Source organism: Streptomyces sp. NPDC002884 (assembly GCF_040295245.1).
GTDB lineage: Bacteria > Actinomycetota > Actinomycetes > Streptomycetales > Streptomycetaceae > Streptomyces.
This window is the reverse complement of record NZ_JBEOVB010000011.1, coordinates 165,713-182,704: the sequence shown is the minus strand read 5'-3', so window position 1 is coordinate 182,704 and position 16,992 is coordinate 165,713. Positions and strand designations below refer to the sequence as shown.

Annotated in this window: 12 protein-coding genes; 10 read left to right on the top strand and 2 right to left on the bottom strand. The window is 72.2% G+C overall.

The genetic code is table 11. The features are described 5' to 3' along the window. The first annotated feature begins 177 nt into the window (after positions 1-177). From ABT070_RS23310 to ABT070_RS23285, 6 genes are all read left to right on the top strand, one after another. Positions 178-2,406 (top strand): MMPL family transporter, encoded by a 2,229-nt coding sequence (locus ABT070_RS23310; RefSeq protein WP_351763647.1) that lies wholly within the window; start codon positions 178-180, stop codon positions 2,404-2,406. Beyond that, positions 2,384-2,959, top strand: coding sequence for a GNAT family N-acetyltransferase (locus ABT070_RS23305; protein ID WP_351763645.1), 576 nt, complete (start codon positions 2,384-2,386; stop codon positions 2,957-2,959). Before ABT070_RS23310 ends, ABT070_RS23305 begins: the two co-directional genes overlap by 23 nt. Positions 2,960-2,994: 35 nt before the next feature. Beyond that, positions 2,995-3,612 (top strand): hypothetical protein, encoded by a 618-nt coding sequence (locus ABT070_RS23300; RefSeq protein ID WP_351763643.1) that lies wholly within the window; start codon positions 2,995-2,997, stop codon positions 3,610-3,612. Between the two features lie 197 nt (positions 3,613-3,809). After that, the gene (locus tag ABT070_RS23295; RefSeq protein WP_351763641.1) at positions 3,810-4,019 is read left to right on the top strand and encodes a hypothetical protein; all 210 of its coding nucleotides are present in this window, start codon (positions 3,810-3,812) and stop codon (positions 4,017-4,019) included. 95 nt (positions 4,020-4,114) lie between these two features. After that, entirely contained in the window at positions 4,115-7,171 is a 3,057-nt protein-coding gene (locus tag ABT070_RS23290) for an ATP-binding protein (RefSeq protein ID WP_351763639.1), read from the top strand. 67 nt (positions 7,172-7,238) lie between these two features. Further along, positions 7,239-7,433 carry a DUF6191 domain-containing protein gene (locus tag ABT070_RS23285; protein WP_351763635.1) on the top strand — a complete coding sequence of 65 codons (195 nt, stop codon included), beginning with the start codon at positions 7,239-7,241 and terminating at the stop codon, positions 7,431-7,433. Positions 7,434-7,442: 9 nt separating this feature from the next. Here ABT070_RS23285 and ABT070_RS23280 read toward each other — a convergent pair whose 3' ends face one another. Further along, complete coding sequence (locus ABT070_RS23280) at positions 7,443-8,603, bottom strand: PQQ-dependent sugar dehydrogenase (RefSeq protein WP_351763633.1); 1,161 nt, start codon at positions 8,601-8,603, stop codon at positions 7,443-7,445. Between the two features lie 101 nt (positions 8,604-8,704). Next, a complete protein-coding gene (locus ABT070_RS23275; RefSeq protein ID WP_351763631.1) occupies positions 8,705-9,700 on the bottom strand; it encodes an aldo/keto reductase in 996 nt (331 codons plus the stop codon). Between the two features lie 76 nt (positions 9,701-9,776). Here ABT070_RS23275 and ABT070_RS23270 point away from each other — a divergent pair, with 76 nt between their 5' ends. From ABT070_RS23270 to ilvN, 4 genes are all read left to right on the top strand, one after another. Then, positions 9,777-10,730 (top strand): 2-hydroxyacid dehydrogenase, encoded by a 954-nt coding sequence (locus tag ABT070_RS23270; RefSeq protein ID WP_351763629.1) that lies wholly within the window; start codon positions 9,777-9,779, stop codon positions 10,728-10,730. 411 nt (positions 10,731-11,141) lie between these two features. Beyond that, positions 11,142-14,288 carry a putative bifunctional diguanylate cyclase/phosphodiesterase gene (locus ABT070_RS23265; protein WP_351763627.1) on the top strand — a complete coding sequence of 1,049 codons (3,147 nt, stop codon included), beginning with the start codon at positions 11,142-11,144 and terminating at the stop codon, positions 14,286-14,288. Between the two features lie 260 nt (positions 14,289-14,548). Next, positions 14,549-16,396, top strand: a complete 1,848-nt coding sequence (locus ABT070_RS23260) for an acetolactate synthase large subunit (RefSeq protein ID WP_351763625.1) — start codon at positions 14,549-14,551, stop codon at positions 16,394-16,396. 21 nt (positions 16,397-16,417) lie between these two features. Further along, a complete protein-coding gene (ilvN, locus tag ABT070_RS23255; RefSeq protein WP_020131429.1) occupies positions 16,418-16,942 on the top strand; it encodes an acetolactate synthase small subunit in 525 nt (174 codons plus the stop codon). Positions 16,943-16,992: the final 50 nt, after the last annotated feature.

Here is a 16,992-nt window from a genome sequence, read left to right as displayed (position 1 = left end):
GTTATTGTCCTGTGATCTGCCTCCCACTCCTGTGAAAAGCCCCACGAACGCGGCAAACGATCGACTTCGCCTGTAAGAGTGGCCCCACATCGCTCATACGTTCTTTGCGGGCTGTTCTGGTCAGATGTGACGGTTCCCGGTCAAAGATCGACCATTCACCCTCCGGGAGCACGTCAAGTGGCAGCCCTCGCACGCTGGTGTGTTCGCAACCGCCTCATGGCGGTACTGATCTGGCTGCTCGCTCTCGGCGGCACCGCGACCGCCGCGCTCGCCGTCGGCTCCGCGTACTCCGACGACTACGAGGTCCCCGGCACCGAGTCCGACCGCGCCACCCGGCTGCTCACGGAGGGCTTCCCGGACCTCGCCGGCGACAGCGACACCGTCGTCTGGCACACCGCCTCGGGCTCCGTGCGCGCCGCCGACGTCGAACAGACCGTGAACCGCGCGCTGGAGGAGATCGCCGACCTGCCCGGCGTGGCCTCCGTCGCCGGCCCCTACGACGACCGGGGCGCGACGCGGATCAGCAAGGACGGGCACACGGCGTACGCCACCGTCACCTTCGAGGACCGCGCCGAGGACGTCGACGAGGGCGAGGCGCGGGCCGTCGTCGACGCCGCCGAAGCAGCCGAGACCGACGGCCTCCAGGTGGAGCTGGGCGGCGCCGCGATCGGCCTCACCGAGTCCTCCGGCGGACATCTCGCCGAGATCGTCGGCGTGGTCGTCGCCGCCGTCGTGCTGTTCCTCGCCTTCGGCTCGCTCGCCGCCTCGGCCCTGCCCATCGCCACCGCCCTGGTCGGCGTCGGCACCGCGTACGCGGGCATCGTGCTCCTCGGACACGCCATGACCGTCGCCGACTTCGCGCCCATGCTCGGCCTGCTCGTCGGGCTCGGCGTCGGCATCGACTACGCGCTGTTCATCGTGACCAGACACCGGCGCGGACTGAAGCGGGGGCTCACGGTCCCCGAGGCCGCCGCGCATGCCGTCGCCACCACCGGACGCGCGGTCGTCTTCGCGGGCGCCACGGTGTGCATAGCCCTGCTCGGCATGCTGACCCTGCGGCTCGGCTTCCTCAACGGCGTGGCGATCGCCGCCTCCCTGACCGTGGTCCTCACGGTCGCCGCCTCCGTGACGCTGCTGCCCGCCCTGCTCTCCTTCATCGGGATGCGCGCCCTCAGCCGCCGCGAACGCCGCCGGCTCGCCGAACACGGACCCCGGCCGGAACTGCCGACCGGCCTGGCCGCCCGCTGGTCGGCGTTCGTGGAGCGCCACCCCAAGCTGCTCGGCACGTTCGCCCTCGTCGTCATCGCCGTCCTCGCCCTGCCCACCTTCTCCCTCCGCCTCGGCACCTCCGACCAGGGCAACGGCCCAGAATCGGCCACCACCCGGCAGGCCTACGACCTCCTCGCCGAGGGTTTCGGCGCCGGCGTGAACGGTCCGCTGACGCTGGTGACCCGCGTCGAGGGCGCCCAGGACCGGCTCGCCCTCGACAACCTCGACACCGCCCTGCGCGGCACCGAGGGCGTGGCCTCGGTGACACCGGTGACGTTCGACTCCGGCGGCCGCACCGCGTACCTCACCGTCGTCCCCGAGTCCGCCCCGCAGTCGCAGCGCACCAGCGAACTCGTCGACCGGCTGCGCACCGAGGTGCTGCCCCGCGCCGAGACCGGCACCTCCCTCGACGTGCACGTCGGCGGGGTGACGGCAGGCTACGACGACTTCGCGGACGTCATCGTCGGCAAGCTCCCGCTGTTCGTCGGAGTCGTCATCGGCCTGGGCTGCCTGCTGCTCCTGCTCGCGTTCCGGTCCGTCGGCATACCGCTCAAGGCGGCCGTGATGAACGTGGCCGCCGTCGCCGCCGCCTTCGGGGTCGTCGTGGCCGTGTTCCAGAGGGGCTGGGGCAGCGAGCTGCTGGGGCTCGGCCGCGCGGGGCCCATCGAGCCCTTCCTTCCCGTGATCATGGTGTCGGTGCTGTTCGGCCTCTCCATGGACTACCAGGTCTTCCTGGTTAGCCGGATGTACGAGGAGTGGCTGGAGACCGGCGACAACCGGCGCGCCGTCCGGGTGGGCCTCGCCGAGACCAGCCGGGTGATCAACTCCGCCGCGGTCGTCATGATCTCGGTCTTCCTCGCCTTCGTGCTCAGCGGAGACCGGGTGATCGCCATGTTCGGCATCGCCCTCGCCGCCGCCGTCGCCCTGGACGCCTTCGTTCTGCGGACACTCCTGGTGCCCGCCCTCATGCACCTGCTCGGCAGCGCCAACTGGTGGCTGCCCCGCCGGCTCGACCGGCACCTGCCGCGGATCAGCATCGAGCCGCCCGAGTGCCGTACCGCCCATGAGAGGCTCACCGAGGCAGTGGAGGCGATGGAGAAGGAGCGGCGGCCGGATGTACGCGATATCGCTGGGTGACGACGGAGCGGAACTGCGCCCGCTGGAGCCCTGGCACGCCGAGGAGTTCCTGGCGCATCTCGAGCGGGGCAGGGAGTTCATCAACCAGTACGTCCCCTTCGGCTCGAAGGCCACCGACGTGGCCGCCGCGCGCGAGGCGCTCCAGAGGTACGCCGACATGCGCGCCGCCGACACCGGCTCGCTGCACGGCCTGTGGCTGGACGGCATGCTCGTGGGCGGTGTGCTCTTCCTGAACTTCGACGCCGAGGACGCCAACTGCGAGGTCGGTTGCTGGCTGGAACCCGCCGGTACCGGGCGCGGTCTGGTCACCCGGGCCATGCGGGTACTGATCGACTTCGCCGTGGAGCGACGCGGGATCCAACGGGTCGAATGGGTCGCCTCCGCGGGCAACACCCCCAGCCTGGACGTCGCCCGGCGGCTGGGAATGACCCGCGACGGCGTACGCCGGCAGGCCTACCCCTATCGTGGGGTGCGGCACGACCTCGAGGTGTGGTCCGTGCTCGCCCAGGAGTGGCGCGACGCACGCGCGGGTGCCGCTCACAACGATCATTAAGGGACCTCTCAGAGAGCGTCCGTACGGTGCGAGGTATGGGAACCAAGACTGTGGACGAGGCCGGCACGGAATCCGGTACCGAGGCGAAGCGCGACGAGGAGAAGGTGGACGTCACGAAGACCGAGGCGCCGGACGAGGCGACCGGGACGAAGGCGGAGGCCGTCGAGGACGCCACCGCCGTCGACGCGGACGACGCCGACGACACCGAGGACGGTGACGAGGTCCTCGCCGAGGAGGGCGCCGACACGGCGGCCGCCTCCACCGGCGTCGGCCAGGGCGCCGGAGCCGTCGTCTCCGCCGCGCTCGGCCTCGTGTCGCTCACCGGCGGCTGGATCGGCACCGTCGCCGCCGCCCGCGAGACACTGGTCGGTCAGCTCCAGACCTCGTCGAGCGCCAGCGTGGCGACCCAGATCAAGGAGGTCTACGGCGACGCCTGGCAGACCACCGCGCTGTGGTCCGGCCTGTTCGCGCTGGTCGCGCTGATCATCGGGGTGGTCGTCCTGGCCCTGCCCGCCTTCGGCACCCCCGCCAGGCCGCAGGCCCCCTGGATCAAGTCCGTCTCCTGGGCCGGCGTCGCGCTCGGTGTCATCGGCCTGCTGCTGGCCGTGCTCAAGTACACCGACGCCCTGCTCGGACTGCCGTCCGCGAGCTGATCGAACCGCAGGTCACGAGGGGTCTTAGGCGACCGTGAGCCACTCACGGGACGCCCTAAGGCCCCTCGGCCGCGTCTAAGGCGCCGTCCGCCGCCGAAGATGCGGAACTCTCCCGATGTGGCGGACCCCCCTGGGAGACGAAGGTTGAGGCATCGCGAAGAGCGAAGCCGGAACAACGACCTCTCAGGGGACACACCATGTACGAGTACGAACTTCAGCAGGCCCGTTCCGCCGAACTGCGCAGCCGGGCCGAGCACGAGCGACTGGCCCGCGAGGCCCTCCGCGGCCGTCGCGCCGCCCGCCGCGAGGCCGCCGGACGCGCCGCCGCCGAACGGGCGGACGGCGGCGCGGGGAGCGAGTCGCATACCCATCTCCTGCGCCGGCTCCGGTTCGCCCGGCCGGCGTGAACACGGGGGCGGGGGAGGGCGGCCGCACGGGGGTCGGCCGCCCTCCCGCCGGGGCCCCGGCGATATCCGCTGGGCCGTCGTCGCACCCGCGTGCGATGCTCGCCTGCGTGGAGACCAGGTCCGTCAGCCCCGTCTTCGTCGGTCGCGCCGACGAGTTGCACACCCTGAACGACGCGCTCTCCCGTGCCGCCGCGGGAGAGCCGCAGGCGCTGCTCATCGGCGGTGAGGCCGGGGTCGGCAAGACCCGGCTCGTCGAGGAGTTCGCCGCGGCCGCCCACCGCGGGGGCGCCGTGGTCGCGCTCGGCGGCTGCGTGGAGATCGGCGCCGACGGACTGCCGTTCGCCCCGTTCTCCACCGCACTGCGCGCCCTGCGCCGAGCCCTGCCGGACGAACTGGCCGCCGCCACGGCCGGCCAGGAGGAGGAACTCGCCCGGCTGCTGCCCGAACTGCGGGAGACCGCCCCAGGCCGGGGCCACGACGAGGAGGGCATGGCCCGCCTCTTCGAACTCACCGCCCGTGTCCTGGAGCGCGTCGCCGCCGAACGCACGGTCGTGGTCGCCCTGGAGGACCTGCACTGGGCCGACGCCTCCACCCGCCACCTGCTGTCCTATCTGCTGCGCACCCTGCGCACCGGCCGGCTCGTCGTCCTCGCCACCTACCGCGCCGACGACATCCACCGCCGCCATCCGCTGCGCCCCCTGCTCGCCGAACTCGACCGGCTGCGTACCGTCCAGCGCCTCGAACTCGCCCGCTTCACCCGCGACGAGGTCTGCCGCCAGATCGCCGGCATCCTCGCCGCCGAACCCGACCCCGCCCAGGTCGACGACATCTTCGAACGCTCCGACGGCAACGCCTTCTTCGTCGAGGAACTCGCCGTGGCGGCCCACGAAGGCTGCTGCACCGGCCTCACCGACACCCTGCGCGACCTGCTGCTCGTCCGCGTCGAGGCGCTGTCCGACAGCGCCCAGAAGGTCGCCCGGATCATCGCCGAGGGCGGCTCCACCGTCGAGTACCGGCTGCTCGACGCCGTCGCCCGGCTCGCCGAGGACGACCTCATCGAGGCACTGCGCGCCGCCGTCGGCGCCAACCTCCTGCTCACCACCCCCGACGGCGACGGTTACCGCTTCCGCCACTCCCTGGTCCGTGAAGCGGTGAGCGACGACCTGCTCCCCGGCGAACGCGCCCGCCTCAACCGCCGCTACGCCGAGGCCCTCCAGGCCGACCCGGCCCTCGTCCCCGCCGACGAGCGCGTCATGCGGCTGGCCAGCTACTGGTACCACGCGCACGACCCGGCGAAGGCCCTCCCCGCCGTCCTCGACGCCTCCGTCGAGGCCCGCTGCCGACGCGCCTACAGCGAGCAACTGCGGCTGCTGGAAAGGGCGATGGAACTGTGGGAGACGGCGCCCGAGGACATCAGGGCCGCTCTGCGCCCCGTCGACTACACGGAGGCTTATCCCCCCTGCGGCTGCGATCCGGCCACCACCCCGCTGCGCTACCTCGACCTGATGGCCGAGGCCGCCGTCGCCGGCCGCTACTGCGGGGAACGCGAACGCGCCCTGAAGATCACCAAGCGGGCGCTGCGCCTGCTGGAGGACGAGGACGACCCCCTGCGCTCCGCCTGGTTCTGGGTGCAGCGCTCCCGGCTCACGCACTCCCTGGGCCGGGGCAGCGGCCGCGAGGAGCTGGCCACCGCGCAGGACCTCCTGCGCGGCCTGCCGCCCAACGAGGTGCACGCCGAGGTGCTCACCCACGTCGCCTGCTGGTCCCTCGTCCACGCGCCCGGCCCCGACGCCTACGGGGCTGCCGAGCGGGCCGTGGAGTACGCCCGGCTGGTCGGTGCCCGTGACATCGAGCTCGACGCCCGCCAGGTCCTCGGCGTCCTCATGGTCGACGCCGGCCACATCGAGGCAGGCCTCGCGGAACTGTACGAGGTCAGGGAGCAGGCCCTCGCCGAAGGCACCCCCTCCGTCGCGCTCAACGCCTACGTCAACCTCCCCTCCGAACTGGAGGGGATCGGCCGCTCCCGGGAGGCCGTGCCGATCCTGGAGGAGGGCCTCGCCTTCGCCGAGCGGCACGGACCGCCCGACTCCGAGGCCTGGGTGGGGGGCAACCTCGCCGAGTCGCTGCTCTCCCTCGGCCGCTGGGACGAGGCCGACCGTGCCTGCGCCGCCGCCGGAAGGGTGGGCCAGGGCGTGGCGGTCCGGGGCTTCCACGCCACCCTCGTCGCCGAACTCGCCCTCGCCCGCGGCGACCTCGCCGAGGCCGGCCGTCAACTGGCCGCGGCACAGGGCTTTTTCGGCTCCCACGGACACGCCCCTCAGAACCACCTCCCCCTCACCCGCCTCGCTGTCGGACTCGCCGCCGCGCAGGGCCGCCCGCTGGACGCCCGCGCCCACTTCGCGCGCGCCCTCGACCGCGACTTCCAGCCCGGCACCCAGCGCTACGCCTGGCCGCTGCTGCTCGCCGCGGCCTCCGCCGAGGGCGACGCCCGCGCGCTGCCCGCCGCCGACCCCGGCCGCGCCGGCCTCCTCGACCGGATCCGGGCGGCCGCCAAGAGACTCGCCACGATCGCCCCCGTCTGGCAGGCCCACGAACGCTGGGTCCGCGCCGAACTCCTGCGCGCCGAGGGCCGGACCGACCCGGAGGACTGGACCGAGGTGGTCGCCGCCTTCGAGTGCCTGGAACGGCCCTACGACCTCGCCCGTACCCGGCACCGCCTGGCCGAGGCACTCCTGTCCGTCGGCGGGGACGACGAACGCGACCGGGCGGCCGAGCTGCTGCGTCTCGTCCACGCGGTCGCCGCCCACCTCGGCGCCCGTCCCCTCACCGAGGCCGTCACCCTTCTCGGCCGACGCGCCCGGCTCACCCTGACCCCCGCCGCGGGCCCGCCGGGCACCCCGGCCGACCCCACCGACCCCCTGACGGCGCTGGGCCTGACCAGCCGGGAGCGCGACGTCCTGCGTCTGGTCTCGGCCGGCCGCACCAACCGCCAGATCGCCGAGACGCTCTTCATCTCCCCGAAGACGGCGAGCGTCCATGTCTCGAACATCCTGTCCAAGCTCGACGTCTCCGGCCGCGGCGAGGCGGCGGCGGTGGCCCATCGGCTGGGGCTGTTCCCGCAGACGGCCGAAGAACGGCTGATCGCGCGATAATGGGGCAAGCCACCAGGGAGGAGCCGTACAGGCCACCGACCGCGAGCCGGCCCGGCATGGGAGAACGATGTTCAACGCATTCGAGGACCTCTTCGCGCCGGGCCGCAAGCACACCCGGGACGAGCAGAACCGGCTGGAACTGACCAGGGAGGACGTCGGCGACGGCGACCCGGGTCGCGGGCCGATAGACCTCGCGTCCGGAAAGGTCGTGGTCCGGCCGACCGAGCCGGAGGAGGCGGACGCGCAGGCGCGGGACGAGTGACGCCGCCGCTCAGCTCACCCGCAGCTCCAGGATCCGGTCGTCCCCCTTCGCCGGGTCGCCCCGGCCGTCCGTGTTGCTGGTCGTGACCCACAGCTTGTCGCCGCCCGCCGACAGCACGGTGCGCAGCCGGCCGTACTCGCCCTGGAGGAAGGCCTGCGGATCCGCCGAGGCCGCCGTGCCCTTCAGCGGGACACGCCACAGGCGCTGCCCCTTCAGCCCCGCCATCCAGACCGAGCCCTCGGCGTACGCGATGCCGCTGGGCGAGGCGTCGTCGGTGTGCCACTGGGCTGTCGGGTTCCGGAACTTCGTGTCCTCGGACTTCCCCTCGGCCGTCGGCCAGCCGTAGTCGGCGCCCGGCACGATCGCGTTCAGCTCGTCCCAGGTGTCCTGGCCGAACTCCGCGGCGAACAGGCGCTGCTTGGAATCCCAGGCCAGCCCCTGCACATTGCGGTGCCCGTACGAGTACACCGCGGAGTCCGGGAACGGGTTGCCGGGGGCCGGTTCGCCCTCCGGGGTCAGCCGGAGGATCTTGCCGCCGAGGGACTTCTTGTCCTGGGCCAGGCCCCGGTCGCCGCTCTCGCCGGTGCCGACGTAGAGCAGCCGGTCGGGACCGAAGGCGATCCGGCCACCGTTGTGGATCATGCCCTTGGGAATGCCCTTGAAGACCGTGTCGGGCGCCCCCAGCTGGTCGCCGGCGGGCCGCGCGGGGTCGTAGATCATCCGGACGACGCGGTTGTCCGAGGCCGAGGTGAAGTACGCGTAGACCATGCGGTCCGCCGCGTAGTCGGGGGAGAGGGCGAGGCCCAGCAGGCCGCCCTCGCCGGCCGCCGAGACCCCCGGCACCTCGCCCAGCTCGGTCTTCCCGCCCGTCTCCGTGTCCACCCGGGTGATCGTGCCCTCGTCGCGTGAGGCGACCAGGAGGCCCCCCTCGGGCAGGGGCGCCAGGCCCCAGGGCGTGTTCAGGCCCTCGGCGACCGTGCGCACCATCTCGACCGTGCCCTTCGCGGGCGGGGTCTCCTCGGCGGACGGGGAGACCTGGGCCGCCGTACGACTCGGGGACGCACTGGCCGAGGCGCCCGAGGACCCCCCGGCGTCGGAGGAGCAGCCGGCCGTCACCAGCAGAGCACTCGCGGCCAACACGGCTGAAACAGCTCGACGTTGCACGATCATGGTCCCTTCGACACGGCGGTTCCTGCGGCGGGCTTCACCTGTCCTACGCGGCTCAGGCCTCACAGGTTCCCGATTCCGGCCGTCGCGACCCGAAATCGGCGCTACTCCCACGATCCCTGTGCCCCGGGCAGCTCCGCGACCTCCGTCAGATCCTGTGGCGTCAGACGCAGGCCGGCCGCCGCCGCGTTCTCCGTCACCCAGCGTTCCCGCTTGGCGCCCGGGACCGGGATCACGTGCCGGCTCTGTCCCAGTACCCAGGCCACGGCCACCTGCGCCGCCGTCACGGTCCCGCCGTGCCGGGCGGCGACCCGGCGCAGACCGGCGACGATCGGCTGGTTCGCGGCCATCATCTCGGCGGTGAAGCGGGGGTGCCGGGCGCGCATGTCGTCCGGTTCGAAGCCCTGGCCGGGGGTGAGCGTGCCGGTGAGGAAGCCGTTGCCGAGCGGCATCGCCGCCAGGAAGCCCACACCGCGCGCGTCGCACCAGGGCAGCAGGGTGTCCAGCGCCTCGGGAGACCACACCGACAACTCGGCCTCCACGGCGCTCACCGGGAAGACCTGCTGGACGCGCCGCAACTGCCGAATCGTTCCGTCGTACAGGCCGCCCGACCGGCGACCACCCCGGGCCCCCACCGCGCACAGCCCCAGCGCCCGCACCTTCCCCGCCCGGACGAGCTCGGCCATCGCGCCCCAGGTCTCCTCGACCGGCACCTCGGGATCGGCCCGGTGCAGCTGGTAGAGGTCGATGACGTCCGTCTGGAGGCGCCGCAGCGAGGCGTCGCAGGCCCGCCTCACATACCCGGGCCGGCCGTTGGCCACGATGTGCTGCTCGCCGACGAGCAGTCCGACCTTCGTCGACACGAACGCGTCCTCGCGCCGCTCCTTCAACACCCGCCCCACCAGCAGCTCGTTGGTGAACGGGCCGTACATGTCGGCGGTGTCCAGCAGGGACGAACCCGCGTCCAGCGCCCGGTGCACCGCCCGGAGCGACTCGTCGCCCCGCTGCCGCGACCCGCTGTACGCCCAGCTCATCGGCATGCACCCGAGACCGACGGCTCCCACCTCGAGCGCCCCCGCGCCGATCGTCCTGCGCTCCACCTGCCCGTGACCCTCCCTCTCCCGAGCCCCCAACCTAACCTCTGCACGCGCGCGTACCTGACATAGCCTCCTGACCATGAGCGCTGACGTCTGGCTTCCCATCCCCCCGGAAGAGATCGAGGGCCTCCCGGAGGGGCCGAACTACCGCTTCTGGAACGGTGAGGAGGACTACCCGGCGGACCCGGCCGACTGCGCCTTCTACGTCGTCCCCTACATGAAGCCCGCCGGCCTCGGGCAGCGGCCGCTGTCCGCGATGACCTCGCTGGAGGTCGTCCAGACCCTGTCCGCCGGTATCGACCACGTGGTGCCGGCCCTCGCGTCGCTGCGGCCGGGCGTGCGGCTGTGCAACGCGCGGGGGGTCCACGAGGCGAGCACGGCCGAGCTCACGCTCACCCTGATCCTCGCCTCGCTGCGAGGGATCCCCGACTTCGTCCGGGCCCAGGACCGGGGGGAGTGGCTGAGCGGGTTCCGGCCCGCGCTCGCCGACAAGAACGTGCTCATCGTCGGATACGGCTCCATCGGTTCCGCCATCGAGGACCGGCTCGTGCCCTTCGAGGTGGCGCGGGTGGCGCGCGTCGCGCGCTCCTGGCGCACGACGGCGCGCGGTCCCGTGCATCCGATCGCCGAACTTCCCGCCCTGCTTCCCGACGCGGACGTCGTGATCCTCTGCACGCCCCTGAACGAGAGCACCCTCGGCCTGGCCGACGCCGGTTTCCTGGCCCGGATGAAGGACGGCGCGCTGCTCGTGAACGTGGCCCGCGGCGGGGTCGTCGACACCAAGGCCCTGCTCACCGAAGTGGAGAGCGGCCGCCTCACCGCCGCCCTGGACGTCACCGACCCCGAGCCCCTGCCCCCCGGTCACCCGTTGTGGAGCGCGCCCGGCGTCCTCGTCAGCCCGCACGTCGGAGGGCCCACCTCCGCCTTCCTGCCCCGGGCCGTACGCCTGCTGGTGGACCAGTTGGGCCGCTTCGTGAACCGGGAGCCACTGCGCAACGTGATCCTCACTACGGGCACGGCGAACGGATCGTGACGGCCGGGGCGCTCCTGTAGTCCGGTTCCAGCACCCTCCGCAGTCCTCCGGACGCGTTCCGTACCTCTTCCGGGCGCATATGCCGATGATCGTCACGCAGCGTAGAGGAACTATGTCCCTGAGTGACGAGACTGGTGTATCGTCCCGACAGGGGCTGCGCCGCGCACGTTCGGCGTCAGGGATGGACATTTCAGACTTGCGAGGGGGGCGACGGGCGATGCACGGCCTATGGACGAACGATCCGACGCGGCGGAACCGCCGGCGGCGACCCTGGCGCTCCACCACGCGCCGACACGGTCACGGCACTCACCCCGGCCATCACCGCCACAGGTGCGGCGGTCACGGGAAGCACGCGCCACCGGCGGCCCGGGACCCGAGGGATCCGGGAGTGACGCGGACCGGGAGGACCCGGTGAGTCCGCCGCCGACCTCCACGCCCGTCCTCGGCGGAGCGCTGCGGACGCAGCCTTCGACGGGGACACCGCGCACCGCGACGCCGTCCACCGGCGGCTCCGGGACGAACCTGGTCCACCAACTGCTGCTCGCCCTGCTGTGCGCGGGATACGCCGTCGGTTCCGCGCTCGGCTGGGGCTCGGACCGGCTCGCGCTGATCATGGGCGACTTCGGGCTGGCCGCGGCGGCGGGCACCGCGGCCGTGTCCTGCTTCCTCTACGCGCGCAACCGCCGGGTCCGGTTTCGACCCGCCTGGCTGCTGTTCTCGATCTCCTCGGCGATGGCGGCCCTCGGCAACCTGATCTGGGGGTGGTACGAGGTGGTCCTCGGACGGCCCGTGCCCAGCCCCAGCTTCGCCGACCTGTTCTTCCTGTGCTTCGCGCCCCCCGCCATCGTGGGGCTGCTCGTGCTCGCCGCCCGGCCCATGACGAAGGCGGGCTGGGTCTGTCTGGCCCTGGACGCCTGGCTGATCGCCGGCTCACTGCTCACCCTCTCCTGGAGCCTCGCGCTGGCCCAGGCGGCGAAGTTCGACGGGCCGAGCGTGGCGCACGCCGCGCTGTCGCTCGCGTACCCGCTGCTCGACATTGCCCTGGTGAGCATGGTGCTGGTGCTGCACTTCCGGCGCACGGCGGTGAACCGCACGGCGGTCAACACGGCCGTCGGCGCGCTCGCGCTGACCGTCATGTGCGACGCCCTGTTCACCTCGCCGCTGCTGCACAACAACTACCGCTCGGGCCAGCTCCTCGACGCGGGCTGGTTCGCGGGCTCGCTGCTCCTGGCGTACGCGCCCTGGGCCGCCTCCCGCCGGCAGCGGTCGGCCGCGGACGAGGGGCACACGCGTGTGGTGCACGAACACGTACCCGGTCAGCGTCCCACCGGCACCGGGCACCCCCACGGGCCGTCGCGCACGGCCGCCGCAGCGTCCGCGCAGACGTCCGCGCAGGCATCCGCGCCCGCACAGCGGCCCGACCAGGCGCCTTCCCAGGGAGGCGATCACAGCCGGTATCCGTTCACCCGGCCCATCACCGGCTCCCTCGCCGCCCTCACGCCCTATCTCGCCGCCGCCGTCTGCACCCTGGGCATCCTCTACAACGTCCTCAACGGCCGCAGCGTCGACCGCGTGGTGCTGCTGACCGGCGGCACGGTCGTGCTCGCCCTCGTGGTGCGGCAGGCGATCATGCTGCTCGACAACATCACCCTCACCCAGGAACTGGCCCAGCAGGAGAACCACTTCCGCTCGCTGGTGCAGGGCTCCAGCGACGTCATCATGATCGCCGCGCCCAGCGGCGTCCTGCGCTACGTCTCCCCGGCCGCCGCCGGGGTCTACGGCCGGCCCGCCGAGGCCCTGGTGGGCACCGAGCTGGCCGACCTCATCCACCCGGAGGACCTGGGCTGTGTGGTGCACGAGGTGCGCCGCTTCCTGGCCGCCGTCCCCTCGGAGGAACCCACCACCCGCATCGAGTGCCGCTTCCGCTCCGGCGACGGGGGCGCCTCCCGCTCGGGCGGAACCGAGGGCGGGGGAGGCTGGCTCAACGTCGAGTCGACCGTCAACCGCCACCACGGCGGCCTGATCTTCAACAGCCGGGACGTGACCGAGCGGGTGCGGCTCCAGGCGCAGCTCCAGCACAACGCCGAACACGACCCGCTCACCGACCTGCCCAACCGCGCGCTGTTCACCCGGCGCGTCCAGCAGGCGCTGTCCGGCCGCCGCAGCTCCGACCGGGGCCCCGCCCTGCGCAACACGGCGGTCCTCTTCATCGACCTCGACGGCTTCAAGGCCGTCAACGACACGATCGGCCACGCGGCCGGCGACGAACTGCTGGTCCAGGCCGCCCGCAGGCTCCAGGACGCGGTCCGCAAGGGGGACACCGCCTCCCGGCTGGGCGGCGACGAGTTCGCGGCCCTCATCGTCGGCGACGGCACCCGAGACCGGGCCGCCCGGGAACGCCACATAGTGGAACTCGCCGACCGCCTCAGGCTCACGCTGTCGCAGCCGTACCTCATCGACGGCAACGAGGTCCGGGTCGCCGCCTCCATCGGCGTCGCCTTCGCCGAGGCCGGTCTGGGCGCCGGTGAGCTGCTGCGCAACGCCGACCTCGCCATGTACCGCGCCAAGGCGGGCGGCAAGGGCCGGGTCGAGCTGTACAAGCCGCAGATGCAGCAGGACGTCGTACGCAAGGCGGAGCTGGCCACGCGGCTGCGTGCCGCCCTGCACGACGGCGAGTTCGCGCTGCTCCACCAGCCCGTGGTGCGGCTGGAGGACGGCCGGATCTCGTCGGTCGCCGCGCAGGCCCGCTGGCGCTCCTCCCAGGGGGTGCTGTTCACGCCCGCCGAGTTCCTGCGGGTCGCGGAGGACAGCGACAAGACGGCCGAGCTGGGGCGCTGGATGCTGGAGGAGGCCGTCGAACAGGCCGCCGACCGGGCCGCCGGCGGGCTCACCCTGCCGGTGGTCGTGCGGGTGGGCGCCCGACGGCTGCTGGACCGGTCGATGCCGCTGGGCTCCGTGGAGGCGCTGCTGACGCGGCACGGACTGCCGTCGGGATCCCTGGTGGTCGAGCTGTCCGACACCGACCCGAGGGTGCCGCTGGACGAGCTGGAGCGCCGTCTGGGGGCGCTGCGGCGCCTCGGCGTGCGGATCGCCCTCGACGGCTTCGGCAGCGGCTACGCGGCCCTCACGGCGCTGCGGCGGCTCCCCGTCGACGTACTCAGGCTCGACCGTTCGCTGGTCGAAGGGGTGGTCGAGTCGGCGCGGCTGCACAAGATCACCAGCGGTCTGCTGCGGATCGCCACCGACCTCGGGCTCCAGTCCGTCGCCGAGGGCGTGGATCTGCCCGAGCAGGTGGTCGCCCTGCGCGCGATGGGCTGTACGCACGGCCAGGGCATGGCGTTCTCCGGGCCGCTCGACGAGTACCGGCTGCGCCGGGCCCTCGCGACCGGCCGCTATCCGGTACCGCACGGGCCGGCCGAGCCCGCGTTCGCGGGCGGGGGCTCGGGGGTGTACACCGGTGGTGTCCACGCCGGTGGCGTCGCCGGCGGTGTCACGGCCGTCCTGGGGAGCGGAAGTGCCCTTCGCTCACATAATGAGACTCCCGTCCCACCCACTTGACAGTCGGTGCGCGCCGGGGGGAGGGTCAATGCCATGCGCACCCGAATTCTCGTACTTGGAAAGCGCGTCGGCTGAAGCTGGTGACGCTCCGGACGGACCCGGAACTCCCAGCGACCCACACCCGGCGCGCTCCCCTCGCTTGCCTTTTGGCACGAGGGGTTTTTTGTTGCACAAAACCCGCCGCGGCACTCGTGCCGCAGCCCTGAAGAACCCTCAGTAAGACCCTCAGTAAAACCCTCAGCATCGAGAAGAGAATGCCGATGACCGAGCAGGCCACCGGGGCCCATCCGCAGCCGCGGCCCCGATCCGGAGGACAGCACTCCGCGACCGTCGAGCACGTGACGGGTGCGCAGTCCCTCATCCGTTCTCTCGAGGAGGTCGGCGCCGAGACGGTATTCGGCATTCCCGGCGGCACGATCCTGCCCGCCTACGACCCGATGATGGACTCGACGAGGGTCCGCCACGTCCTGGTCCGGCACGAGCAGGGCGCGGGTCACGCGGCCACCGGCTACGCGCAGGCCACCGGCCGGGTCGGCGTCTGCATGGCCACCTCGGGGCCGGGCGCCACCAACCTGGTGACCCCGATCGCCGACGCCCACATGGACTCGGTGCCGCTCGTGGCGATCACCGGCCAGGTGGCGTCGAAGGCGATCGGCACGGACGCCTTCCAGGAGGCGGACATCGTCGGCATCACCATGCCGATCACCAAGCACAGCTTCCTGGTCACCAAGGCCGAGGACATCCCCCGGGTGATCGCGCAGGCCTTCCACATCGCCTCCACCGGCCGCCCCGGCCCGGTCCTGGTCGACATTCCCAAGGACATCCTCCAGGCGAGGACGACGTTCTCCTGGCCGCCGGTCATGGACCTGCCCGGCTACCGCCCGGTGACCAAGCCGCACGCCAAGCAGATCCGCGAGGCCGCCAAGCTGATCACCGCCGCCAAGCGGCCGATCCTGTACGTCGGCGGCGGTGTCCTCAAGGCCGGCGCCACCGCCGAGCTGAAGGTCCTCGCCGAGCTGACCGGCGCGCCCGTCACCACCACGCTGATGGCACTGGGCGCCTTCCCCGACAGCCACGCGCAGCACCTGGGCATGCCGGGCATGCACGGTTCGGTGGCCGCCGTCACCGGTCTGCAGAAGGCCGACCTGATCGTCGCCCTCGGCGCCCGCTTCGACGACCGCGTCACCGGCAAGCTCGACAGCTTCGCGCCGCACGCCAAGATCGTCCACGCGGACATCGACCCGGCCGAGATCGGCAAGAACCGCGCCGCCGACGTGCCGATCGTGGGGGACGCCCGCGAGGTCATCGCCGACCTGATCCAGGCGGTGCAGAAGGAGCACAGCGAGGGCCAGGCCGGCGACTACACCGCCTGGTGGAAGGATCTCGACCGCTGGCGCGAGACCTATCCGCTGGGCTACGACCAGCCCGCCGACGGCTCGCTCTCCCCGCAGCAGGTCATCGAGCGCGTCGGGCAGCTCGCCCCGGAGGGCACGATCTTCACCGCGGGCGTCGGCCAGCACCAGATGTGGGCCGCCCACTTCATCCAGTACGACAAGCCCGCCACCTGGCTGAACTCGGGCGGCGCGGGCACCATGGGCTACGCCGTCCCGGCCGCGATGGGCGCCAAGGCCGGCGCGCCCGCGCGCACCGTCTGGGCCATCGACGGCGACGGATGCTTCCAGATGACCAATCAGGAACTCACCACCTGCGCCCTGAACAACATCCCGATCAAGGTCGCCATCATCAACAACGGCGCCCTCGGCATGGTCCGCCAGTGGCAGACGCTGTTCTACAACCAGCGGTACTCCAACACCGTGCTGCACTCCGGCCCGAACGACGTCAACCCGGACGCCCGCGGTACCCGCGTCCCCGACTTCGTGAAGCTGTCGGAGGCCATGGGCTGCTACGCGATCCGCTGCGAGTCCCCCGACGACCTCGACAAGGTCATCGAGGAAGCCAACTCCATCAACGACCGCCCGGTCGTCGTCGACTTCATCGTCCACGAGGACGCGATGGTGTGGCCGATGGTCGCCGCCGGCACCTCCAACGACGAGATCCTGGCCGCCCGGGACGTCCGCCCCGACTTCGGCGACAACGAAGACGACTGAGCGAGAGAGACGTAAGAAGACATGTCCAAGCACACGCTCTCCGTCCTGGTGGAGAACAAGCCGGGCATCCTGGCCCGGATCGCCGCCCTGTTCTCCCGTCGGGGCTTCAACATCGACTCGCTCGCCGTCGGCGTCACCGAGCACGCCGACATCTCCCGGATCACCATCGTGGTGAGTGTCGACGCCCTGCCGCTGGAGCAGGTCACCAAGCAGCTCAACAAGCTCGTCGAGGTGCTGAAGATCGTCGAGCTGGAGCCGGGACAGGCCGTTCACCGCGAACTCGTTCTGGTGAAGGTGCGCGCCGACAACGAGACGCGCTCGCAGATCGTCGAGATCGTCCAGCTGTTCCGCGCCAAGACCGTCGACGTCTCCCCGGAGGCCGTGACCATCGAGGCCACCGGCAGCAACGACAAGCTGTCCGCCATGCTCAAGATGCTGGAACCGTACGGCATCAAGGAGCTGGTCCAGTCCGGCACGATCGCCATCGGCCGCGGCGCCCGCTCGATCACCGATCGGTCGCTGCGCGCTCTCGACCGGTCGGCGTAAGTACGTAACCGGTCTCCGTACGAACGGATCCGGGCGATCGGTGATCGCCG